Raw genomic sequence first — 22,826 nt, 5'->3', positions numbered from 1 at the left:
CGGGAACCGCCCGCATGCCGGGGGCGGCGTACGGGCGGTTCCCCCTCTCAAGCCCAGAAACCAGATTCTGCTTGGGCGGCGCCCAGCGAGGTGGTTGTCGGCCGTACAGACCGGCTCAGCGCGTGAAGAGCGCGCCCGTGAGGTTCGTGGTGAGGTTGCGGAGGGAGTCGGGAAGGTACTGGAGGTGCCAGCCCCGCGGCCCGCGGTACCAGTGGAAGCCCTCGTCCTCGTCGTCGTCCACGTCCGTGGCGACCAGGGCGTCGATCCAGCGCTCCGAGCCACCGAGTACGACGGCGTACGGGAGTGCCCTGGAGCAGAGTTCGGCGTGCTGGTCGGTGGGGAGTTCACTGACGTCCATCTCAAGCAGCTCACCGCGGATCGCGGCGACCTGACCGAGAACCCGACCGGCGGCAGGCGCCTTGGCCGGCATGTGGCGGCCAATGACCAGCAGGCCGACGCCGACCGCGGTGATGGCGAGGCCGAGCAGACCCCAGCTGCTGAAGAGCGCCAGCACGAACGTGGCGACGACACCGACAACAGTGACCGCGATCCCGATCGTGGCCCACAGCGACCGGGTGCGGTCGGGACGCTCGGTGAACCAGCCGCGCTTGACGACGCCGTCGTACAGGGCGTCCTGCACCTGGCTGAGACCGGCCCGGACCTGCTTGCCGAGCTCGGAGACCAGCACCGAATCGGAGTCGCCGAAGATGGCGCGGATCAGGACGTTCTCGTAACGCTGGAGTTCCTCCGACGGCGCTCCGGCGACGCGCTTGAGCTCCCAGTCGGGGCGCGAGTACTCCGACTCGTGCTCCAGCTCGGTGATCGTGAGGTGGCCGCGGACGGCCAAGTCGATGATCGTCGCGGTCACGTCGACCGGGTCGATCCGCTCGTCGATCAGGGTGCCCACCTCACCCGGCCGCAGGTTGGCGGGCGGGGTGAAGTCGATCCTGGTGTCCTGGCCGAGGCTGAACAACGATGCCGGTACTACGCGGCGCGGGTCGACCTGGTCGCGACCGCGCAGGCGGTAGAGCGCGAGCAGCGCACCCGCGCCGAGGAGCAGCACCAGCAGCGCGGTGATCAGCTGCGCGGTGTCGGTGGAGAACGCCCGCTTGAACGTCTTGCGGTACTCCACGATCGTGTTCGAAGCGATCTCGCCGTCGGGGAAGCCGACCGTCATCCGGACCACGTTGCCGGGCGGCAGGCCCTGCTGGCGGAAGGTAGGACCAGCCGTCTCGCCGATCTGGGCGAGCGTGCACGGGGTGTTGCTGTCCAGCGCGCCGGCGGTGCACGAGACGTGCGAGACCTCGGGCGTGCTGAAGACAATGTTCGCGTCCTGGATCGTCAGGTTCACGCCGGTGAGCGGGGCGAACCGCACCTCGGTGCCGTTCAGCACCTTCGCGACCGCGCCGCGGACGGTGTAGGTGAAGTCCAGCTGGGTGTCCCCGGAGACGTCGGCCACCGCGATGGAGGTGACGTCGCCCTTGACGGACAGCTCGCTCTTGCGCACCTGGCCGCCGGACTTGACCTCGAGGTCCTCGACCTTCTGCACGTGGTCGACGGCGTCGGCGAGGTGATCGCGGGTGACGACGAACCGGGTGAAGGTCCCGGTCACGTTGCTCAGCTTCCACGACTCGGAGACCTTGAGCAGGCCGTCGCGTTCGACCCGGATCTCACTGTCGAAGTTGGTCACCACCGGGTCGGCGGAGCTGCCAGCACCGGTCGCACCGGCCTGGACACCGGTCATGGCCAGGAAACCGAGGGCACACAGGGATACCCCGAGCAGACGTAGACGCATCGCCCAATCACACCGTATCGAGAGGGTCAGGGTGAAATCGGCCCGTTGCCACCGGGCCCCTGCCCGGCGACCGGGTGGCCGCGGCAGGTCGTACTGCGTCGCGCCGCGGCTGACCGTGGCGCTTCGACACGGGGCACCATACCGCGACTCATGCCCAACGCAACGGTCTCCGCCCCGGCAGCCCGGACGGGGTGAGCGATGAGACCGGGGGAAGGTGACAGGCGGAGTTGAGCCGGCGGCCCTGACGGGGTGAGGGGCGGAGCTGAGCCGGGACTCAGATAGCGTCGGCCTCCGTGCGGCCGCGCCCCGGGCCGTGCCTGGCGTCCATTCGCGGGGCAGTGGAGCGCGAGTGTCCGACAACCAGTGGGGCCCACCCGGGCAGTACCCGCAGCAGCCACCTCAGGGCGGCTACCCACCGCCGCCCGGTCAGGTGCCACCGCCCGGACCGTTCGCGCCGCAGCCCTGGCAACCGCAGTACGGCGGGAGCGTGCCGCCCGGCCCGGGCCAGAACCTGCCGCACGGACTCGGCTGGGGTGCACAGCCCGGAGGCCCGCGGCCCCCGAAGAAGAGCCCTGCCAAGGCGATCCTGTTCGTGGTCGGCGGCCTGGTCGGAGCGGTGATCCTGCTGTCGGTCGTCTCCGGCTTCCTGAAGCACAACAGCAGCTCGGGCCGGTGACATCCCGGCCTACACGCCCACCTCCGACCCGAGCTACACCCCGACGTACGACCCGACGTCGTACGAGTCGCCCACGGACGGACCGTCGCAGCCGACCACGGCACCGACGACGACTGAGCCGACCACCACCGAGCCCACCGTGACCAGGCCGACCGCGCCACGGACGTCGACCACACCACCGGTGAAGCGTGGGCCGACCGACTACGAGGTCGTCAGCCGGAACAAGCTCTACTCCAGCGGAGCGATGGCCTCGGTCGGTTGCAAGGAGTCCCGCGCTCGTCAGTCGACCGCCGCGGGCGCCACGGCCAACTACGTCCAGCTCCGCGCCTGCCTCAGCCGCGCCTGGGCGCCGTACGTCGAGCGGGCGGGCGGCACCTTCAGGGTGCCGAACCTGCAGCCCTTCAGCGGCACTGTTCAGTCGCCGTGCGGCTCCATGAGCGACACCGGCCCACCGTTCTACTGTGGCGACAACGACACCATCTACATGAACCTCAGCCAGGACGTGGGCTACTACAACAAGTTCCCCGAGAGCTACAACAAGGTCTGGGCCCGGATGTGGATGCTGCACCAGTTCGCCCACGAGTTCGGTCACCACGTGCAGAACCTGACCGGCATCCTCAAGGCCAACCACGACATGCGGTACGACGCTCCCAGCCGGGCCGCCGAGCTGGAGATGACCAGGCGGCTGGAGCTCCAGGCGTCCTGCTTCAGCGACGTCTTCATCGGCGCGAACAGGCGCACCTACCCGATCACCGGGCAGTCCTACACCCAGTGGGCATTCCTGATCGGCAACACCACCGATTACGGCGACGACCACGGTGACGCCGGCAACCACAAGTACTGGGCACTGCGGGGCTACCAGACCCGCAACCCGGCGGCGTGCAACACGTTCACCGCCACCTCAGGCAAGGTGAAGTAGCCCTGCGGCGGGGGTGCGCTGCACCGCGGGTGCAGACGAATAGTGGTCCTGGTGGTTAGCCTGGTCCCCCGGATCACGCCTTGTGTGTCTCGGGGGGATGAGGAACAACCGTGTCCAACCATGACTGGAGCGAGCCGCCAGGGCCGCACCCGCCGCCGGGGCCGCTGCCCGACGGCTCGATTCCGCTTTACGGCAGCTACCCGCTGCCGGGGATGCCGGGCGGCGATCCCGCATTGCCGGAGGTGGGCTGGGGTCCCGAGTTCGGCGGCGGCAGGATCAAGCACGGCGGACCGCGGACCAGGCGCCGCAAGACCGGCCTCGGGATCAGTCTGCTGCTGCTCGGCGGCGTCGCGGTGGCTGTCGTGATCGCCGCCTTCGCTCTGCGTAACGACGGGTTCACGGCTGTGGCACCGGTGCCAGGCGCTGGGCTGATTGGCCCGGCGGCTACTCCGACGGCGTCCCAGACCACGCCGGACAACCCGGACGACTCTCCCGGAACCCCGGGCGACGACGGGGCGTCCGAGGCCAGTATGAAAGTCGTCACCGCTGATGCGATCTACAGCACCGGAGCCCAGGGTTCGGTCGGCTGTCGTGAACCGCAGATCGCCCTGAGCACCGCGGGGGCGGTCAAGGCGTACTACGCGAACCTGATCGGCTGCCTGAACCGAGTCTGGTCCAGCAAGGTCGGGTCCGCCTCTCACACCTACACTGCACCCCGGGTGCTGTTCTGGTCCGGCCAGGTCCAGTCGCCTTGCACGGGTGGCTCGTCGGTCTCGTTCTACTGTGCCGCGAGCCAGACGATCTACCTGAAGTTCGAGGACGACGTCAAGCTGTGGACCCGCGCCTCCGACCCCGGCAACCGGGCGTTCGCGCGGATGTGGGTGACGTACACGGCAGGCCGTGAGTTCGCCCACCACGTGCAGCAGCTCACCGGCATCCTGCCTGCCGCCCAACAACTGAAGTACGACGCGCCTGACCACGACACGCAGCTCGAGCTGAGCCGCCGGGTCGAGCTGCAGGCGTCCTGCCTCGGCACCGCCTTCATGGGTGCCAACAAGACCTCGTACGGCATCAACGGTCTCGACCTGACGATCTATCGCAAGTATGTCGAGGCGCAGACCGGCGACGAGAACAACCGCGGCGGACCGCGGGACCACGGCGCGCGAGCCAGTCACCAGTACTGGGCCGCGCGCGGCTTCACCAGGTTCAACAGCGCCTATTGCAACACGTTCACGGCTTCGGCCAGCAAGGTCTCGTGAGGAGTATCGATGTCGGACAACTGGAATCCACCCCCGGGGCGGGACGAGCCGGAGCAGGAGGGCGAACAGCCCACCGAGCCGCCGGCCCAACCACCGTCCCGCCGGGATGGCCAGTCGCCCCTGTGGTGGACCGAGTCCGCCGAGAAACCAACGGAGTATCTACAACCCGGCCCCCCTGCGAGCGCCCCGCAGCCCCCGGCCTCTCCGACCACCCCCCAAACCGGCCCGCCCAACCGATCCACCCCGCAAGGTGGCCCGGGTAAGCCGGACCGCTCCACACCGCAGGGCGGCCCCAGCGCGCCTGACCGGCCCGCTCCGGGTGCTCCGAATCGCCCGAGCTCACAGGGCGGCTGGAACACACCGAACCAGCCCCCGTACGGCGGCCAGCAGGCGCCTCGGGGACAGCACGCCGGCCCGCCCAACCCGGCGGTCGACGGACCCACCGCTCGCCCCGGAGCCGACGGCCCCGCCACGGGCGGCACCACCAGCGGCGGACAAGCCGGCGGTGGCGAGCCCGGTCGTGGACAAGCCACTGGCGGACAAGCCGGTGGTGGACAGGCAGGCGGTGGACAGGCAGGCGGTGGACCTGGAAGCACAGGCCGGCCGGCAACTCCCCGGCACCAGGCTCCGACCGGCGCCAACCCTGCCAGCCCCAACCCGGGCGCAGCCGGCTCCACCGGCACCGGCTCGACGGGCACCCGCCCGGCTGGCACCGGCTCCGGCACCCCTGGCACTGGCTCAACCTGGCCTGGGCCGGCTAATGCCGGATCTCCAGCGCCCAGTAGCTCCACCTGGCCTGGCCCTACACCTGGCAACTCCGGGGCGCAGGGCGGTCCGACGTCGCAGAGTCCCTGGTCGACGACTCCGCAAGGAGGCAGCGGGCAGCCCAACCCATGGTCGGCCGCCGCCAATTCGTCGTACCCGCCGCAGGGTGGTCAGGCAGGCTTCCAGGGCTTCCCGCCCAACAACCCTCCCCAGGGTGGCCAGCCGAGCTGGCCGTACCCGCCGATCCCGATCCCGAAGCCCCCCGGCGCCGGCCGCCGGCGGAAGCCGCGCCGTAGTCCCAAGGGCCTGCTGATCGGCCTGGTCCTCGCCGTCCTGGTCGTCGGCTCCGGCGTCACTTACGCACTGCGCAACAACGGCGACGACACCAAGACGACCACCACGGAGACGCCGTCGGCCACGCCGTCCGAGACCCCCTCGCAGACGCCGTCGGAGAGCCCGACGCCTACTCCGACGCCGACGCCGACGCCGACACCGACTCCCAAGCCGAAGCCCCGCCAGCCCACGCCGTACGAACTGGTCGCGAAGAACAAGATCTACACCGTCGGCGCCCTGCAGGCCTCCAAGTGCACCGAGCCGCCGTACCGGCCGACCACCTTCGCGGCAGTAAAGGCGTACTACAACCGGATGCTGCCCTGTCTGAACAGGACCTGGTGGCTGGCGATGCAGAAGGCCGGGATGCCGTTCCGCGCGCCGCATGTGATCGTGTACGCCAACACGGTCAAGACGCCGTGCGGCACCGAGCGGGGCACCCGCGGTTTCTACTGCGGCGCCAACGAAGCGATCTACATGCCGTTCAACGTCGACTTCAACAACTACAAGGTCAACCCGATCTACACCCGCGCGTGGATGCTCAACACGTTCGCGCACGAGTACGGGCACCACGTGCAGCAGCTGACCGGGATCTTCGGCGCCTCCTTCGCCCGCCAGGCGACGATGGCCGACCCGAACCTGCGACTGCTGGAGAGCCGTAAGCGCGAACTGCAGGCGTCCTGCCTGGGCTCGGCCTACCTCGGCGCGGATGCGCAGTTCGTCCCACTCAAGGGCGAGTTGCTGACCAGCTGGAAGTTCGCCGTCGCCAACGCGGGTGACGAGTTCTCCAACCCGAAGGTGCGCGATCACGGCGCGAAGGTGAACCACAACTTCTGGTCCACCCGCGGTATCACCTACCGCGACCCGCGCTTCTGCAACACCTTCCTGTCGCCACCGCAGTTCACCTACTGAGCGAACAGAGAAGGCCCCCTGGGATATCCCAGGGGGCCTTCTCTACAAGGGGAATCAGAACAGTCGGCGCGCGTGTGACAAGGTGCCGCCGAAAGCGGTGACGAAGTTCGACAGCGACTCACCGATGTCGGACAGGTGCCAGTTCTCCGGGCCGGAGTACCAGCCGATCCCCGCATCCGGGTCATCGTCTTCGTCGGTCGCTGCGATCTCCTGCGCCCACTTCTCCGTCAGACCCAGTACTGCGGCGTACGGCAGGCAGCGGGACGCGAACTCCAGCCGGTGACTCTGCGGCAGGTCCGCCGACGTCTCGTTGCTCAGGTACGCCTGCAGCCCGCCCACACGACCCAGTACTGCGGCGCCGCGAGCCGTCCGCGCAGGTGCAACCTGCCCGGCCAGCGTCAACGCCGCCCCGGCAAGCATCACCGCGAACCCGACCAAGCCGAACTTGGTGACGATGGCCAGCACGATCGTCAGCACCACGCCCGTACCGAGCAGGACCAGGCCCGCTGTCGACCAGCGGTTCCGTACTGCGTCCGGGCGGCTCGCGAACCAGCCTTGCGTGACGACGTCGGCGTACAACTGCTCGCGGACCAGACCGAGTCGCGGCCGCAGTGACTGGCCGAGCGTGGACACCACGACCGTCTCCCCGTCGGCGAAAACCGCGTCCAGCAAGGCCTTCTCGTACGGCAGCAGCTCCGCGCCACCGGCGTTCAGCCGCCGGAGCCGCCAGTCCAGCTTGCCGAAGTGGGTCTCGCGCGCCAGCTCTTCGATCGTCAGGTATTTGCGGACCGCGAGGTCCAGCAGCGTGGCGGTGATGTCCACGACGTCGGCGGTCTCGTCCACGACAGTGCCGACCTGGCCCGGCCGGATGCCGTCGGGTGCCGCGAACTGCGGCCCGTCGGCACCGTCCAGAACCGGGCGCTCCGGCGGACCGGCGACGCTCTTGCCTGCGTCACGACCGCGGAAGAACCACAGCGCGGCAGCACCCAGCAGTCCGAGGCCCACCAGCAAGGCGCTCAGTCCAAGCGTCGAGGAGTCGACAGTGAAGGCGTGGCCGAGGGTCCAGCGGGTCTTGAACTGCGCATTGGGCTTGACCGTCGCCTGGTCGCTCAACCCGGTCAGGAAGGTCAGCCGGCCACCAGCCGGTACGCCGTCCTGCTCGATCTGCAGAGCCGCGTTCTCGGCAAGCTGCGACGACGTACACGGCATGCTCGAGCCGGCGCGGGCCTGCGAAGCAGGTCACCCAGGTGGCGAAGGGGACGTTGACCACCACGGTCGCCTTCGGGATCGGCGTACCGAAGCCCTGCACGATCGGCCAGCTCACCTCGCGGCCCTCGGTCGAGTCGGCGACCACGTTGTGCACCGTGTAGCTGTAGACGACCTTGGACTGGCCGGACACCTTGACGCTGATTTGCCGGCCGTTGTCGACCTCGGAGTTCTCCAGGCCGTCGGCGGGTTTGCCGTTCACCGTGGCCGACACATCGCTGATGTCGTAGCTGCGGTCCCGCTCGGCGTCCGAGCGGACCCGGTTGGTCAGGGTCCGGCGGAACGTGTCGCTTCCCGCGGTCAGGTCGACGGTCTCCTTGACCTGCAGGACCCCGTCTTTCGTCAGGGTGGCCTCGGCGGCATACCCGGTGATCTGGTCGTCCGCCGCCTGGGCGGGGACCGTGCCGAGGGCAACGAAAGCGGTCGCGAACGACACGAACAGGGCTGCCGGCAAGAGGCGGCGCTTCAGTGACATGGCACGAGAGTAGTCTCGTGCCGGTTCGACCTGCGAACCCTGCTGACCAGTACCGCGCGTGAAGAAGGGCCAACGAGACGTGAGCAACCCGTACGGGTACGACGGCCGTCCCCAGGACCGGCCGGCTCCCCCGCCCGGCGTACTGCCCCCACCGCAGGCTGTCCCGTGGCAGCAGGGCCCACCGCAGCAGTACCAGCAACCAGCGCCGTACCAGCAGCAAGGCGGTCCTCAGCAGGGCGGCCAGTACCCGCAGTACCAGCAGCCGGGCGGTCAGTACCCGCAGCAGGGTCAGCAGTACCCGGGCCAGTGGGCCCAGCCGTACTACGGCGGTCCCGGCAACTTCAACGGCTTCCAGCCCCAGCGCCGCAAGTCGGGCGCGGGCAAGTTCGTCCTGATCGGCTTCGTCGTCGTCGCGTTCCTCGGCATCACGCTGGCCGTGCTCGGCGTGATGCTGGGCGGTGGCACCGCCACCACCGCGGATCCGAGCGTGAGCGGTCCGTCCATCGTGCCGACGGCCACCACGAAGCCGCAGGAGGGTTCGGCCGAGGACTACCTGCTGAACAGCTCGCTCTACCAGGCCGGCGCGCTGGAGCAGATGAACTGTCCGGCCGAGAAGCTCGGTGACGGCAGCCTGGCCGCGCAGAAGCGCTACTACACCAAGCTGTTCAGCTGCCTCAACGACGCCTGGCGACCGGTCTTCGCCAAGATCGGCGAGAAGCAGCCGGACCCGGGCCTCGTCGTGTTCGACAAGCCCGTCACCACTCCGTGCGGAAGCTTCAAGCCGCTGTCCGGCCGGGTGCTGGCGTTCTACTGCTACGGCAACCACGTGATGTACACGGACGTGCTGCAGATGAACAAGGCGTTCGGCGCCAAGGAGGACCTGGCGTACCTGATGACGATCGCGCACGAGTACGGCCACCACGTCCAGGGCGTCAGTGGGCTGTTCTATGCGCGGGCCGTCTATCTGCAGGACCACCCGGACCAGAAGCTGGAGAGCTCTCGCCGCAACGAACTTCAGGCCTCCTGTCTGGGCGGTGTCTTCAGCAAGGCAGTGGCGAGGTCGTATCCGCTGACGAACCGGCTGAAGGAATTCGAGTACCAGGCCAGCAACAGCTTCGGCGAAACCTCGGACACTCCGGAGGACGAGCGCACGCACGGCCTGGCCACCAGCCAGGGCTTCTGGATCGAGAACGGCTTCAACGTCGGCGAGACCAAGGCCTGCAACACCTTCGCGGCCCCCGGCAACCTGGTGAACTGATTGCTTGCGTCCGAACAGCCGTGGGGTACGACCCTCGGTTGTTCGGACGTAAATGGTTGGTGTCCACGCTGCTCAGAGTTTCAGAGGAAGACAGCTGAGCGGCGTATCATCCGGCCGTGACGTTGCGACGGGGGGACAGCGCTCCGCCCGAGCGGACCTTGGTGGAGATCCTGCAGGCGACCGCGGTGAGCTTCCCGGATGAGCCGGCCCTCGACGACGGCGGCGTCAGCCTCAGCTACAGCGAACTACTCGCCCGGACAGCGAAGTTCGCCCGCCGGCTGACCGATCTCGGCGTCGGCCCCGGCGACCGGATCGGCGTCCGGATCTCGTCCGGTCACAACGACCTGTACGTCGCGATCCTCGGCACTCTGCAAGCCGGCGCGGCGTACGTCCCGGTCGACGCCGACGACCCCGAAGAGCGCGCCGAACTGGTCTTCGGCGAAGCCGGTGTCGCCGCGATCGTGACCGACGACCTGGAGCTCACCAGCACCCGCGCGGTACCGGTGCCGGAGCCGGACGACGACGGGTACTACGACTTCCCGTACTCCGCCCGGATGGACGGCCCCGATGCCCCCGACCGTCCTGGCACCGACGGGCCGACGCCGGACGACGACTCCTGGATCATCTTCACCTCGGGCTCGACCGGTCTCCCCAAGGGTGTCGCCGTCACGCATCGTTCGGCCGCCGCGTTCGTGGACGCGGAGGCCCGGATGTTTCTCCAGGCCGAGCCGATCGGCCCCGAGGACCGGGTACTGGCCGGACTGTCGGTCGCGTTCGACGCCTCCTGCGAAGAGATGTGGCTCGCCTGGCGGTACGGCGCCTGTCTGGTCCCGGCGCCGCGATCGCTGGTCCGCAGCGGGATGGACCTCGGGCCGTGGCTGGTCGCGCAGGGCATCACCATCGTGTCGACCGTGCCGACCCTGGCCGCGTTGTGGCCGGCGGACGCACTCGACCAGGTCCGGCTGCTGATCTTCGGCGGCGAGGCCTGCCCGCCCGAACTGGCCGAGCGGCTCGCGGTGGACGGACGCGAGGTCTGGAACACCTACGGCCCGACCGAGGCGACTGTCGTCGCCTGCGGCGCGCAGCTGACCGGCGAGGGACAGGTCCGGATCGGTTTACCCTTGGACGGCTGGGACCTGGCCGTTGTGGATGCCGAAGGCAACGAAGTGCCGGAGGGTGGGACCGGTGAGCTGATCATCGGTGGCGTCGGCCTGGCCCGCTATCTCGATCCGGCCAAGGACGCGGAGAAGTTCGCGCCGATGCCGACGCTGGGCTGGGACCGCGCCTACCGCAGCGGTGATCTGGTCCGCAACGAGTCCGAAGGCCTGGTCTTCATGGGCCGCGCCGACGAACAGATCAAGCTCGGCGGTCGCCGGATCGAGCTCGGTGAGGTTGACGCCGCGCTGCAAGGATTGCCCGGCGTGACCGGAGCGGCCGCCGCAGTACGGGCGAGTGCCGCGGGGAATCAGCTGCTTGTCGGCTACGTAGTACCGGAGGATCCGGAAGCGTTCGACCAGAAGGCTGCGACCGAGCGGCTCCGAGAGGCATTGCCGGCCGCACTGGTTCCGCTGCTGGCCATCACCGACACCTTGCCGACCAGGACGTCGGGCAAGGTCGATCGCAACGCGCTCCCCTGGCCACTGCCCGGGATGGACACGGACGGCCCGCCCGCCGAGCTGGACGGCACGGCAGGGTGGTTGGCCGAGCGCTGGACGAAGGTGCTCGGCGCCAATGTCACCGGTGCGGACAACGACTTCTTCCTGCACGGCGGTGGCAGCCTGGCCGCTGCCCAGTTGGTGTCCGTACTGCGGGAGCGATACCCCGAGGCGACCGTTGGTGACATCTACGAGTACCCACGGCTCGGAGCGCTCGCGGACCGGCTCGACTCGTTCGTCACGTCCCTGGAGCCGGTCGAGATCCGTGAGGTCCGCCCGACGCCACCCGGGACCCAGTTGCTGCAGACGGCGCTGACCCTGCTGCTACAGACCGTTGTCGGTGTTCGCTGGCTCGTCTGGCTGTTCACGCTGAACAACCTGCTCGCCTGGTCGGACGGTCCGCACCCGTGGATGCGCACTGTGTCCTGGTGGTGGATCCTGGCCGGCTGGCTGATCCTGATCACTCCAGCGGGCCGGATGGGGATCGCAGTAGTCGGTGCCAGGCTCCTGCTGCGTGGCTTGCGCCCTGGCGTCTATCCGCGCGGCGGTAACGTCCACGTGCGACTGTGGGCAGCAGAGAACCTCGCTGACGCCGCGGGTGCCGCCAACCTCGCCGGGGCACCCTGGATCACCTACTACGCAAGGGCTCTGGGCGCGAAGGTCGGCCGCGGGGTCGACCTGCACACACTGCCGCCGGTGACAGGGTTCTTCACGATGGGCCGCGGCGCTTCGATCGAGCCAGAGGTCGATCTGTCCGGCTACTGGATCGACGGCGACCGCCTGCACGTAGGAAGCGTGACCGTCGGCGCCGAGGCCGTTGTCGGGTCACGCAGCACCCTCCTGCCGGGCGCCGAGATCGGCCGCAACGCAGAGATCGCTGCAGGCTCGGCTGTTTCCGGCAAGGTCCCTCCGGCCGAGCGCTGGTCCGGATCACCTGCCAGCCGGCTCGGCCGGGCTCGCCACCCGTGGCCCGAGGAACGCCCGGCCAGGGCACCTTGGTGGGTCCTCGCGTACGGCGCTGCTTCGGCCCTGATGTCTCTGCTGCCATTGGCGGCCGCCTGTCTTGCTGTCGTGATCCTCGGCCACGCGGTCCGCGGAACGACCTCGCTCGGCGACGCCGCAGTACAAGCCTTGTGGGCGATCCCGCTGATGACCTTGGTCGGCTTCGCGACATTGGCCCTGCTGACGCTGATCGGCGTACGGCTGCTCGGCATCGGAATCAAGGCCGGCCACTACCCGGTGCGAAGCCGGATCGGCTGGCAGGTCTGGGCTACCGAGCGACTGCTGGACTCGGCCCGGACACTGCTGTTCCCGTTGTACGCGAGCCTGCTGACGCCGTGGTGGCTGCGCGCGCTCGGGGCGAAGATCGGCCGCGATGTCGAGGCATCGACCGTGCTGTTGCTGCCGAAGATGACCACCGTCGGTGATGGCGCGTTCCTGGCCGACGACACGATGATCGCGTCGTACGAGCTGGGCGGTGGCTGGCTGCACGTGGCCGGCGCCAAGGTCGGCAAGCGGGCGTTCCTCGGCAACTCGGGGATGACCGCGCCGGGCCGCTCGGTGCCGAAGAACGGCCTGGTCGCCGTGCTGTCGGCCGCGCCGAAGAAGTCGAAGGCGGGCACGTCCTGGCTCGGTAGTCCGCCGGTGAAACTGCGCCGCCAGGCCGTCGACGGCGATCAGAGCCGCACCTTCAACCCGCCGCTCCGGCTGAAGTTCGCCCGGGCCGCGGTAGAGCTGTGCCGGTTCGTGCCGATGATGTGCACGGTGTTGATCGCACTGGGCGTGCTGTTCGCCCTGCAGGGCCTCGACCTCTGGCTCGGCCCCTGGTGGACCTTCCTGCTGTCCGGTGCCGTGCTACTCGCCGCCGGAGCGGTCGCGGGTGCGATGGCGACGATCTCGAAGTGGGTCATCGTCGGCCGGACCAAGGCGATCGAGTACCCGCTGTGGAGTTCTTTCGTCTGGCGGAACGAGGTCGTCGACACCTTCGTCGAGATGGTCGCCGCACCTTGGTTCGCCAACGCGGCCGCCGGTACGCCGGTGCTGACGCTCTGGCTCCGCACCCTCGGTGCGAAGATCGGCAAGGGTGTCTGGTGCGAGACCTATTGGTTCCCCGAGGCCGATCTGATCACCCTTGGCGACGGTGTCGCGGTGAATCGCGGCTGCGTTCTCCAGACGCACCTGTTCCATGACAGGGTGATGTCCATGAGCACCGTCACCTTCGGCCCCGGATCCACTCTCGGGCCGCACGGCATCATCTTGCCGGCGGCCTCGATCGGAGCCGGCGCGACCGTCGGCCCGGTGTCCTTGGTGATGCGCGGCGAGACCGTGCCGGCCGGATCCCGATGGGCCGGCAACCCGATCGCGCCCTGGCAGGGTTGATGGTTTCCCGTGACCCCAAAGCGCAGGTCAAAGCCCAGCCAGGTGCTGACGACGCCGGTGATCCGTATGTCCCCGATCACGGCAACGGCGGCTACAAGGTCGAGTCGTACGAGTTGGACCTCGACTACCGGGTCAACAGCAACCGCCTGACCGGCAAGGCGACCATCACGGCCGTCGCCACGCACGCGCTGTCGCGAATCAGCCTCGACCTGACCGGCCTGCGCGTCTCGAAGGTCGCCGTCAACGGCCGCCGCCCGGGCCGGTACGCGCATCGCGCCGGCAAGCTGCACATCTGGCCCGCCACCGGTATCGCCGACGGCGCCGAATTCGTCGTCGACGTCCAGTACGCAGGCAACCCCGCGCCGATCGACACCCGATGGGGCGAACTCGGCTGGGAGGAACTCACCGAAGGCGTGATCGTCGCGAGCCAGCCTTGTGGCGCCGCGACCTGGTTCCCCTGCAACGACCATCCGGGCGACAAGGCGCACTACAGGATCACGATCACCACCGATTCGCCGTACCACGTGGTCGCCAACGGACGACTCGTCTCCCGCCGGACGAAGGCCAGCCGGACCAGTTGGGTGTTCGACCAGGCCGCTCCGATGGCGACGTACTTGGCGACCGTGCAGATCGGCCGGTACGACGTACTCGAGCTGGCCTCGTCGCCAGTGACGACCCGCGCCGTGCTGCCTGCCTCGCAAGTACGGGACTTCCGGTCCGATTTCGGGCGCCAGCAGGACATGATGAAGCTGTTCAGCCGACTGTTCGGGCCGTATCCCTTCGGCGGTTACACGGTCGTCGTGACGGACGACCCACTGGAGATTCCCCTTGAGGCACAGGGGATCTCCGTGTTCGGCAGCAACCACGTGGACGGCAAGCGTGGCGCCGAGCGGCTGGTCGCGCACGAGCTGGCTCACCAATGGTTCGGCAACAGCCTGACGCCGGCGACCTGGCAGGACATCTGGCTGAACGAGGGATTCGCCTGCTACGCCGAGTGGTTGTGGTCGGAGGACTCGGGTGGCCTCACGGCATCCCAGCAGGTCTCGAAGGCCTACAGCCGGCTGCGCGGTCTGGACCAGGATCTGGTGCTCTCGGATCCCGGGCCGGAACTGATGTTCGACGACCGGCTCTACAAGCGCGGCGCGATCACCCTGCACGTACTACGCCAGCAGTTCGGCGACGACGCGTTCTTCGACCTCCTCCGCACCTGGACGAAGAGCAACCGGCACGGCTCGGTGACGACAGAAGACTTCATCGCCTTGGCCCAGATGTTCTCGCCCGACCCCGACGCCACCCTGGCCTTGTTCGCCGTCTGGCTGGACGCCGCTGAGCTGCCGGACTTGCCGAGAACCACCCGCCGGCGACGCTGAGCCCGCCGGAGCAGGTCGTCAGGTGGCTTCGGCAGCCTGGCCCGCAGCCGTGAGGAAATGAGGGATCAGTGGCGACGGATTCGCCGGATTCCACGCGGCGCCTACCCACCAGACGGAAGTCTCCCCTCGTAGCGGTAACAGCCGAACGGCAGCGGGAGCGATCGCCACAGCACTGGCCGGTACGACGGCCGGCCCGACCCCAGCAGCCACCAAGGCCAGCACGGTCTGGAGGTCGCCGGCCTCTTGCAGAACCGCCGGCCGGCACCCGAGCTCGTCGTACAGGCTGGCGATCTGCGCGGTCAGCCCAGGTCCCCGCCCTGGAATCAACCGCACCATCGGCCGCCCGTCCAGCCACCCGCCCAGCTCCCGGGGCAACCGCTCGCCAATCGCCCGGCCGGCTGGGACCGCAAGGGCAAGGCGGTCTTTCCTCAGGCGGAGCTGGTCAAGGCCGGGCGGCACAGGCAACCGGACGAAGCCCAGCTGCAGGGCTCCGGTCAGCAGCCGGTCGTACTGGACGGCGGACGACATGTCCTCCAGCGAGACCTCGACCTCCGGATAACGGCTCCTGAACAACGCGACCGCGCGCGGCGCCAGTTCGATCCCCGACAAGCCGAACCCGATCGCCAGCGCCCCCTCGACCCCCAGCGCCACCCGCGCGGCGCGGCGCTCGAAGGCCTCTGTGCGACCAAGGATTTCCACCGCGTCGGACAGCAGCAATTCGCCGACCGTGGTCAGCTGCGCGCCCTGCCGTCCCCGGCTGAACAGCGTGGAGCGAACCTGCCGCTCGAGTTGCTGGACCTGCTTCGTCAACGCCGGCTGACTCATCCCCAGCTCGACCGCGGCGACCCCGAAGTTCCCACACCGCGCCACCGTCACGAACGCCCGAAGCAATCGCAGTTCCATAATCACAGGGTATTGAACGGGCCTAACATGCTATTGGACGGCATTGATCCTCTCCGCTTCGATGGAAGCTGTGACCAACTTGCGCAGTGCCGTCGTCCAGTTCGAGGCCGTCCCCGACCAGCCCGCCACCAACCTCGCCACCGTCGAGAGGCTGGCCCGCCAGGCGGTTACCGACGGAGCCCAGCTGGTCGTGTTCCCCGAGATGTGCCTGCTCGGCTATTGGCATCTCCGCAACCACCCGGCCGACCGCCTGCGCGAACTCGCTGAGTCCACCGACGGCCCGAGCCTCACCAGGATCAGCAGCCTGGCCCGCGAACTCGACGCCGGGCTCGGTGTCGGCTTCCTCGAGCAGGCCGATGACGGCGAGCTGTTCAACTCGTATGGCGTCTGCCTGCCAGACGGCGCGGTCCACGTCCATCGCAAGCTGCACGCGTTCGAGCACGAGGCGATCGCCAGCGGTTCGTCGTACACGGTGTTCGACACGCCCTGGCAGGTGCGGCTGGGGATCCTGATCTGCTGGGACAACAACCTGGTCGAGAATGTCCGCGCGACCGCGTTGCTCGGCGCCACGGTTCTGCTGGCCCCGCATCAGACCGGCGGGACGAATTCGCGCAGCCCGCACGGCATGAAGCCCATCCCGATGGAGATCTGGGCGAACCGGGAGCAGGATCCGGCCGCGGTGGAGGCCGCGTTCAACGGCCCGAACGGCCGCGAGTGGCTGCTCCGCTGGCTACCGGCCCGCGCCCACGACAACGGTTTGTTCGTGCTGTTCAGCAACGGGGTCGGCCGAGACGACGACGAGCTCCGTACCGGCAACGCGATGGTGATCGACCCGTACGGCGGGATCATCGCCGAGACACCGGTTCCCGCGGAGGCCGTAGTACTGGCCGATCTCGACCTGGAACTGGTGCCGCTGGCAACGGGCCGCCCCTGGATTCGCGGTCGGCGCCCGGAGCTCTACGGCATCCTGACCCGACGCACCGGCGACGAACTCGATCCCCGGGCCGCCCGCTTCTCAACCGCACCTACCACGCCGCCCGAACTTCGGTGACTTGTCGCACCGGGCAAACCTCTCGCCGCCGGAACTCCTGCGGACCGAACCTGTCCGCACGAGCACCTAGCGTGGAGGTCATGACGACGCTGAAGCAGAACCTCCTGGCCCTCTCCCACTTCGCCTGGCAGCGGCTGCGGGCGCGCGTCGAGGGGCTGACCGACGACGAGTACTTCTGGGAGCCTTTCGCCGGTAGCTGGTCGGTCCGCGAGACAGCGGACGGGTTCAAGGCCGACTTCAGCCCGCTCCCGCCCGATCCGCCTCCGTTCACGACCATCGCCTGGCGGATGACGCACATCATCGACATCCTCCAGGCCGAGCGAACCGCGACCTGGTTCGGCCACGAGCCTGCTCCGACGGACGGCATCCCGCCGGTGCCCGGCAGCAGTGCTGAGGCGATCAAGGCGATGGAGCACGCGTACGCCGTCTGGCACGACCGGCTCGACTCGCTCAGCCAGGAAGACCTCGACCGCCCGATGGGCACCGTCGCAGGCCCGTACGCAGCCGATGACGGCACCTCGTTCGCCCTGCACATCCTCGACGAGCTCATCCATCATGGTGCCGAAGTCGGAGTGGTCCGCGACGTCTACGCCGGCGAGCAGACCGAGGCCGATCCCGTCGTCGCGGCTCTACTCCAGGGCGATCGCGCCGAATCGGTTTCGGCGGACGTGCTCGACCGTGTTCGCCAGCAGCGGCCGGCGTTGATCGCGGAGGCTGTGGGCGCGCAACGATGGGCTGCCGTGCCGCTGCTCATCGAGCTGGGCTTCGACGTCAATGCCCGAACCACTTCCGGCGCATCCCCAGCCCACATCGCCGCCGGCGCCGGCCACCTGTCCGTACTTCGCCTGCTGGCCGAGCACGGCGCAGACCTGTCCGCAACAGACCCACAATTCCAAGCCACCCCGCTGGGCTGGGCCCAATGGTTCAAACAGCCCGAAACAGCAGACTTCCTCGCCGCCCGGTAAATCAGGGGCCGTCGGCAACCTCAGTAGACGAGAGCGGTTGCCACTGCGGCGATGCCTTCGCCGCGGGCCGGTGAGACCTAGGCCGTCCGTGGTGGTGGCGGAGACCGAGACCTCGGCGTCGCAGGCCGCGCTGAGTGCTTTCTCGGCCTCTTCCCGGCGAGCGGCGAAGCGGGGCCGGTTGCAGATCACCTGAACGGAGACGTTGCCGATCTCGAAGCCGGCTGCCCGGACCCGACGGGCCGCTTCGGCCAGCAAGGTCGCACCTGCCGCACCAGCCCACTCGGGTTCCGAAGTACCGAAGTTCGATCCGAGGTCGCCGAGCCGGGCCGCGCTCAGCAGGGCGTCACAGGCAGCGTGGGCCGCCACATCACCATCAGAGTGCCCGGAGGGCCCAGCGGTCTCCTCAGGCCACAGCAGCCCGGCCAGCCACATCGGACGGCCTTCCTCGACCGGGTGTACGTCGATGCCCGTGCCTACTCGCGGAATCTTCACGCTCTATGCCTTTCCGCCAGCAACCACTCGGCCAGCAACAGATCTCTCGGCCGGGTCACCTTGAAGGCGTCCTCGGATCCCTCGACCGTCTGCACGGTCACGCCGAGCCGCTCACACAGCATCGCGTCATCGGTCGCTCCGGCCACGTCCCCGGCATGTGCCCGGCGCAGCAGCGACGGCTCGAACCCCTGCGGAGTCTGTACCGCGACCAGCGCTCGGCGATCCGGCGTGTCAACGACCCGGCCGTCCTGGTCCACCCGCTTGATCGTGTCGGTGACCGGAATGACCGGCACTACCGCAGGCGCGCCGGAACGCACGGCAGCGACGACCCGGTCGATCACCTCGGGGGGCACGAACGACCTCGCGGCGTCATGCACGAGAACGCAGTCGATCCCGTCGACCGGGACCAGGTCCAGGGCCGCGCGGACGGAGTCGGTTCGCTCGGAGCCGCCGGCAACGATCTGCAGACTCGCGCCCTCGCAGTACGGCTCGAGTAGTTTGAGGACGATGTCCTCGGAGCCCGCCGGTACCGCGATCACAAAACAGGCGAGGTCGGCGGCGGTCGCTGCCTTCAGTCCACGAACAGCGTGGACCAGCAGCGATTCGCCACCGACCTCCCGAAATGCTTTTGGTGCCTCGCCACCGAGCCGCAGCCCGAGACCGGCCGCCGGAATGATCGCCGCAGTACTCACGACGCCATCATGCCGGACGGATCGATCCCGATCAGCCCGATTGGATTATGAAGCGAGGACCTCGTCGAGGATGGCTTCCGCCTTGTCCTCGTTGGTGTGTTCGGCCAGGGCCAGCTCGGAGACCAGAATCTGGCGAGCCTTCGCCAGCATCCGCTTCTCACCGGCGGAGAGACCGCGGTCACGCTCACGGCGCCACAGGTCGCGGACGACCTCTGCCACCTTCATCACGTCACCGGAGTGCAGCTTCTCCAGGTTCGCCTTGTACCGTCGCGACCAGTTGGTCGGCTCCTCCGTGTGCGGAGCCCGCAGCACGTCGAAGACGCGCTCCAGACCGGCCTGATCCACGACGTCACGCACGCCGACAAGATCAAGGTTGCACGCGGGGATCCGGACGACCAGGTCGTTCTGAGCGACGATCCTCAAGACCAGATAGGTCTTGTCCTCACCTTTGATCTGACGGGTCTCGATGTCCTCGATAACAGCTGCCCCATGATTCGGGTAGACAACCGTCTCGCCGACTGAAAAAGTCATATGTCACGTGCCCCTTTCCGAGTCCTATCCTACCACGCGCACGCTGGTCCGGTCCGGGCGTTTGCGCTGGTCAGAGGCCACATCCCGCCTTGACAAACGTTCTCCCGCATGCCTCCTACGCGCGAGAAGGTTGCCCGGGACATCACCAAAAGGTGGAGTCGCTGTCAGGTCCGGGCAGCGCGCTCGCTACGCTTTGCTCCGCCGGAGGCCAAAGCCTGACGGCATCGACCGGGTTGTAGGAGAGGGAACACCAGTGCCCATCACGTTGTCCTCGCAGGCCTTCCGGCGTACCGCTCTGACAGCGGCCGCCGTCACGCTGAGCTTCACGGTGACGGCCTGTAGCGCGGGCTTCTCCGCTCAGACGTACCAGCCCTACCAGCCGGGCCGAGGGCAGCAACGCGACCTCGGGCGGGATCGGCGTCCGGAACATGCTGGTTCTGGCGTCCGAGGACGGCAAGGGCGAACTGCACTCCGCGATCATCAACAACGGCGACAGCGACGACACCCTGGTCTCGATCGAGAGCGCCCCCGCCGACGCCCCGGTCCAGGACGGCGCCGTACCGCAGGACGCCGCCGACAAGGTGACCTTCGGCAACGTCCGCACGATGACCCTGAAGGTCGGCTCCTCGCTCACCCTGCCCCCCGCAGGCGGCGCCCCCGTCACCGTCACGGGCGGCAAGCCCGGCGGCATGATCAAGGTGACCATCACCTTCGGCAAGGCAGCCCCCATCACCACCTCGATCCCGGTCCTCACCCTCGACCACTACAGCCCCACCCCCCACCCAGACACCGAACAAGAGGGCTGACCTCTTCCCGTACTACGAGGGAAAGCCCCCAGAGCAGGCTCCTCCGTGGCTCCTAGCTCGCGACATGAGCTGCCTTCGAGAGGCCTGGGAGGATCTTTTCCAGGACCCACGGGACGCTGAGGACGCTGACTGAGCTCATGGCGGAGATGATCTGCTGGTTTTCCAGTAGGTAGGCGCTGCCGCGTCTGACTGAGCTCAGGGACGCGTAGACCGGGTCGGCCTCGAACTTCTTCGTGGTCAGTCCGTCGATGAAGCCGACGACCACGTCGGCGTCGATGTCGGCGACCTTTTCCTTGCTGATGGAGACGGCGAACTCTTTCTTGGTGTTCGCCGCCTGCAGCGCCTCGACGCCGGGTGAGTTCACGAAACCCATCTCGGTGAGGATCTGGACCCGTGGATCGGTTGGCATATAGGCGTAGTTGGTCTGCCCGAACGAGCCGATGGTCAGCGTTTTGCCCTTGAATTCGGGGTGTTCCGCGGCGACCTTCTTCGTCAGGTCGTTGATGCCGGCAATCAGTTTCGTTGCTTCGGGCGACTTACCCAGCGCCTTGCCGACCAGCGTGGTCTGCTCCTGCCAGCTGGTCTGCCACGGCGCACCCGGGTACGCCACGGTCGGCGCGATCGCCGAGAGAGTCTCGTAGACGGTCGCGTCGAAGCCCTCGTACGGCGCCAGGATCACGTCGGGCTTCAGGGCCGCGATCTTCTCGAAGGGGTACCCGTCGGCCGTGTCCAGCAGCGTCGTCTTCGCGCCATCGAACCGGTCCGCATCCCACGCACTCACGCCAGCCACCGTCGGGCCGTAGGTCACGCGCGGCATCCCGACCGGCGTCTCACCGAGCGCGTACACCACGTCCTGCGCATTCCACCCGAGCGTGACGATCCGCGCCGGCTTCTTCGGGATCGTGGTCTCGCCGAAGGTGTTCTTCAACGTGACCGGGAACCCCGCCACCGCATCCGGCGCCGGCACCGCCTGCTGGTCCGCCTCATTCCCACAGGCAGCCAACGAGCTCGCCATCAGTACGGCGCCCATCGCGATCGCCGCGAAACGAGCAGGCCGACAGGTTCGCCGGGTCCAGACCATGATTGCTCTCCTCAGTTATCGTTAGCTCAACTAAGGACAGCCTAAGCTAACTCATTACTGAAGTGACGGGATGGTCCGGCCAAGGGATCGCGTAGCCACTCGATCTGCCCTCCTTCAGGCGGGTATAGCGCAGCAACTCGCGAACGATGCCTGCGTTACCCATCGCCCATCCAGGGTGTGGTTCGAGGTCTGGCGGGACCGCCCGGTGCTCATGGTTCGACCAGCGCACACCCGCTTCGTTGATGACCGCGTGAGTCGCGAGGTCGTCGACGAGTAGGTCGGCGAAGGCGAAGTCGTCACCTCGTTCCACGATTCGGTCGCAGGCCAGGGCAAGCACACCCGCAGTACCGCAGCACCGCCCGTGGTTGTCCCAGAAGCCCGGACGGATCCGGCGCGGCAACCCGGACTGGGTGACTGTGTGCCAGCACTGGTCACCGAGGTCGATCCAGGAAGGGTCTCCGGTGATCTGCGCAAGCAGGCGAAAGACCTGCGCATCGCCGGCCGGACCGTTGCACCAGCCGAGGCTGTACCGCTCGATCAGTTCAGGCCGGTGCGGCGGATCGGAGTGCGCTACGAGAAAGCCGTCGGGACCAGCCTCATTACGGTCCACGACGTCTGCCGCTCCGGCGAGAGCAAGGTCGATCAAGTCCTGCCGGTCAGCAGCCCGGCCGACAGCGGCCAGCGCGTAGACGATGCCCAGCGTGCCGTGTGCGATGTGATGGGAGCGTGGCGGCGACGGCCGGACCGGCCAATTCACACCACCCGCAGTCCGGTCCGCGGTCGTGAGGTAGGGCGTCACCGCGGCAACAGCCAGCTCCAGATCGCCTGCACCCAGCGCCCCGAGCCCGATGCCGGCGTTGCCGACGAGGAGCTCGAACATCGGGCTCCACCGCTGACCGTCGAAACGATCCCGAATCCGGCCCAGCGCCCGCTGTGCCGGATCGTCCCTGCCGACGGCCCGCAGCCCAACAGCGACGCCGGCCAAGCCGAAGTACAGCGACGAGTCCTCGAGACTGTCGATGCCCGCGGTCAGTGCGTCCGCGCCGGCTTCGACAGCTCGTTGATAGCGAGCATCGCCGAAGTGCTCCGCGCATTCCTGCAGCGCGAGCACGATGCCGGGCAGCCCGTGGTACAGCGACAGGTCCTCGCAGCCCTCAATGCTGTCAAGGAGCCAATCAGCCGCGCCCCGTGCGAGTTCCGCCGCCTTCTGTGTTGGTGCCGAGCCGTCTGGCGTCTCCATGGCGCC

General features: G+C 68.3%; 19 protein-coding genes and 1 pseudogene. 10 read left to right on the top strand and 10 right to left on the bottom strand.

Translation table 11 applies throughout. From position 1 onward, the window contains the following. Nucleotides 1-115: 115 nt before the first annotated feature. Nucleotides 116-1,795, bottom strand: coding sequence for a DUF2207 family protein (locus tag F1D05_RS25345; protein ID WP_185443004.1), 1,680 nt, complete (start codon nt 1,793-1,795; stop codon nt 116-118). 349 nt (nt 1,796-2,144) lie between these two features. Here F1D05_RS25345 and F1D05_RS25340 point away from each other — a divergent pair, with 349 nt between their 5' ends. Continuing rightward, on the top strand, nt 2,145-2,471 hold the full coding sequence (locus F1D05_RS25340; protein WP_185443003.1) for a hypothetical protein: 327 nt from the start codon (nt 2,145-2,147) through the stop codon (nt 2,469-2,471). 33 nt (nt 2,472-2,504) lie between these two features. Here the strand turns inward: F1D05_RS25340 and F1D05_RS40815 are convergent, their stop codons facing one another. Beyond that, a complete protein-coding gene (locus tag F1D05_RS40815) occupies nt 2,505-2,645 on the bottom strand; it encodes a hypothetical protein (RefSeq protein ID WP_246485961.1) in 141 nt (46 codons plus the stop codon). Nucleotides 2,646-2,652: 7 nt separating this feature from the next. On the opposite strand from F1D05_RS40815, the gene F1D05_RS25335 reads away from it, so the two are divergent. The 3 genes from F1D05_RS25335 (at nt 2,653) to F1D05_RS25325 (ending at nt 6,656) form a co-directional block, all read left to right on the top strand. After that, entirely contained in the window at nt 2,653-3,390 is a 738-nt protein-coding gene (locus F1D05_RS25335) for a neutral zinc metallopeptidase (protein WP_246485960.1), read from the top strand. 110 nt (nt 3,391-3,500) lie between these two features. Further along, nucleotides 3,501-4,649, top strand: coding sequence for a neutral zinc metallopeptidase (locus F1D05_RS25330; RefSeq protein ID WP_185443002.1), 1,149 nt, complete (start codon nt 3,501-3,503; stop codon nt 4,647-4,649). Nucleotides 4,650-4,658: 9 nt separating this feature from the next. Next, nucleotides 4,659-6,656 carry a neutral zinc metallopeptidase gene (locus F1D05_RS25325; RefSeq protein ID WP_185443001.1) on the top strand — a complete coding sequence of 666 codons (1,998 nt, stop codon included), beginning with the start codon at nt 4,659-4,661 and terminating at the stop codon, nt 6,654-6,656. Between the two features lie 54 nt (nt 6,657-6,710). On the opposite strand, the gene F1D05_RS25320 is transcribed toward F1D05_RS25325, so the two are convergent. Both F1D05_RS25320 and F1D05_RS42605 read right to left on the bottom strand, forming a co-directional pair. Then, nucleotides 6,711-7,499: a DUF2207 domain-containing protein gene (locus F1D05_RS25320; protein ID WP_343066645.1), complete on the bottom strand. Its 789-nt coding sequence runs from the start codon at nt 7,497-7,499 to the stop codon at nt 6,711-6,713. 109 nt (nt 7,500-7,608) lie between these two features. Further along, a complete protein-coding gene (locus F1D05_RS42605) occupies nt 7,609-8,397 on the bottom strand; it encodes a DUF2207 domain-containing protein (RefSeq protein ID WP_343066518.1) in 789 nt (262 codons plus the stop codon). A gap of 58 nt (nt 8,398-8,455) precedes the next feature. On the opposite strand from F1D05_RS42605, the gene F1D05_RS25315 reads away from it, so the two are divergent. The 3 genes from F1D05_RS25315 to F1D05_RS25305 all read left to right on the top strand — a co-directional run bounded on the left by F1D05_RS25315 (nt 8,456) and on the right by F1D05_RS25305 (nt 15,059). Further along, nucleotides 8,456-9,655: a neutral zinc metallopeptidase gene (locus F1D05_RS25315; protein ID WP_246485959.1), complete on the top strand. Its 1,200-nt coding sequence runs from the start codon at nt 8,456-8,458 to the stop codon at nt 9,653-9,655. Between the two features lie 116 nt (nt 9,656-9,771). Further along, complete coding sequence (locus F1D05_RS25310) at nt 9,772-13,689, top strand: Pls/PosA family non-ribosomal peptide synthetase (RefSeq protein ID WP_185442999.1); 3,918 nt, start codon at nt 9,772-9,774, stop codon at nt 13,687-13,689. Further along, a complete protein-coding gene (locus tag F1D05_RS25305) occupies nt 13,689-15,059 on the top strand; it encodes a M1 family metallopeptidase (RefSeq protein ID WP_185442997.1) in 1,371 nt (456 codons plus the stop codon). Before F1D05_RS25310 ends, F1D05_RS25305 begins: the two co-directional genes overlap by 1 nt. A gap of 18 nt (nt 15,060-15,077) precedes the next feature. On the opposite strand, the gene F1D05_RS25300 is transcribed toward F1D05_RS25305, so the two are convergent. Beyond that, nucleotides 15,078-15,962 carry a LysR family transcriptional regulator gene (locus F1D05_RS25300; RefSeq protein WP_185442995.1) on the bottom strand — a complete coding sequence of 295 codons (885 nt, stop codon included), beginning with the start codon at nt 15,960-15,962 and terminating at the stop codon, nt 15,078-15,080. Nucleotides 15,963-16,023: 61 nt separating this feature from the next. Between F1D05_RS25300 and F1D05_RS25295 the strand changes: the two genes are divergently transcribed. Together F1D05_RS25295 and F1D05_RS25290 are read left to right on the top strand one after the other, a co-directional pair. Continuing rightward, on the top strand, nt 16,024-17,013 hold the full coding sequence (locus F1D05_RS25295; protein ID WP_185442994.1) for a nitrilase family protein: 990 nt from the start codon (nt 16,024-16,026) through the stop codon (nt 17,011-17,013). An 80-nt stretch (nt 17,014-17,093) separates the two neighbouring features. Further along, a complete protein-coding gene (locus F1D05_RS25290) occupies nt 17,094-17,978 on the top strand; it encodes an ankyrin repeat domain-containing protein (protein WP_185442992.1) in 885 nt (294 codons plus the stop codon). Between the two features lie 20 nt (nt 17,979-17,998). On the opposite strand, the pseudogene ispF reads toward F1D05_RS25290, so the two are convergent. From ispF to F1D05_RS25275, 3 genes and pseudogenes are all read right to left on the bottom strand, one after another. Next, nucleotides 17,999-18,410, bottom strand: a pseudogene (gene ispF, locus F1D05_RS25285) (2-C-methyl-D-erythritol 2,4-cyclodiphosphate synthase). 56 nt (nt 18,411-18,466) lie between these two features. Next, nucleotides 18,467-19,162 carry a 2-C-methyl-D-erythritol 4-phosphate cytidylyltransferase gene (ispD, locus tag F1D05_RS25280; protein ID WP_185442990.1) on the bottom strand — a complete coding sequence of 232 codons (696 nt, stop codon included), beginning with the start codon at nt 19,160-19,162 and terminating at the stop codon, nt 18,467-18,469. A gap of 45 nt (nt 19,163-19,207) precedes the next feature. Continuing rightward, complete coding sequence (locus F1D05_RS25275) at nt 19,208-19,693, bottom strand: CarD family transcriptional regulator (RefSeq protein WP_185442988.1); 486 nt, start codon at nt 19,691-19,693, stop codon at nt 19,208-19,210. Nucleotides 19,694-20,121: 428 nt separating this feature from the next. On the opposite strand from F1D05_RS25275, the gene F1D05_RS25270 reads away from it, so the two are divergent. Continuing rightward, nucleotides 20,122-20,499 carry a copper chaperone PCu(A)C gene (locus F1D05_RS25270; protein WP_246485958.1) on the top strand — a complete coding sequence of 126 codons (378 nt, stop codon included), beginning with the start codon at nt 20,122-20,124 and terminating at the stop codon, nt 20,497-20,499. A gap of 52 nt (nt 20,500-20,551) precedes the next feature. On the opposite strand, the gene F1D05_RS25265 is transcribed toward F1D05_RS25270, so the two are convergent. Together F1D05_RS25265 and F1D05_RS25260 are read right to left on the bottom strand one after the other, a co-directional pair. After that, a complete protein-coding gene (locus F1D05_RS25265; protein WP_185442986.1) occupies nt 20,552-21,580 on the bottom strand; it encodes an iron-siderophore ABC transporter substrate-binding protein in 1,029 nt (342 codons plus the stop codon). A 46-nt stretch (nt 21,581-21,626) separates the two neighbouring features. Continuing rightward, a complete protein-coding gene (locus F1D05_RS25260) occupies nt 21,627-22,820 on the bottom strand; it encodes a lanthionine synthetase LanC family protein (protein WP_185442984.1) in 1,194 nt (397 codons plus the stop codon). Nucleotides 22,821-22,826 lie beyond the last annotated feature (6 nt).

Origin of the sequence: Kribbella qitaiheensis (assembly GCF_014217565.1) — a bacterium.
Lineage (GTDB): Bacteria > Actinomycetota > Actinomycetes > Propionibacteriales > Kribbellaceae > Kribbella > Kribbella qitaiheensis_A.
This window is presented reverse-complemented; position numbering and strand designations above follow the sequence as displayed.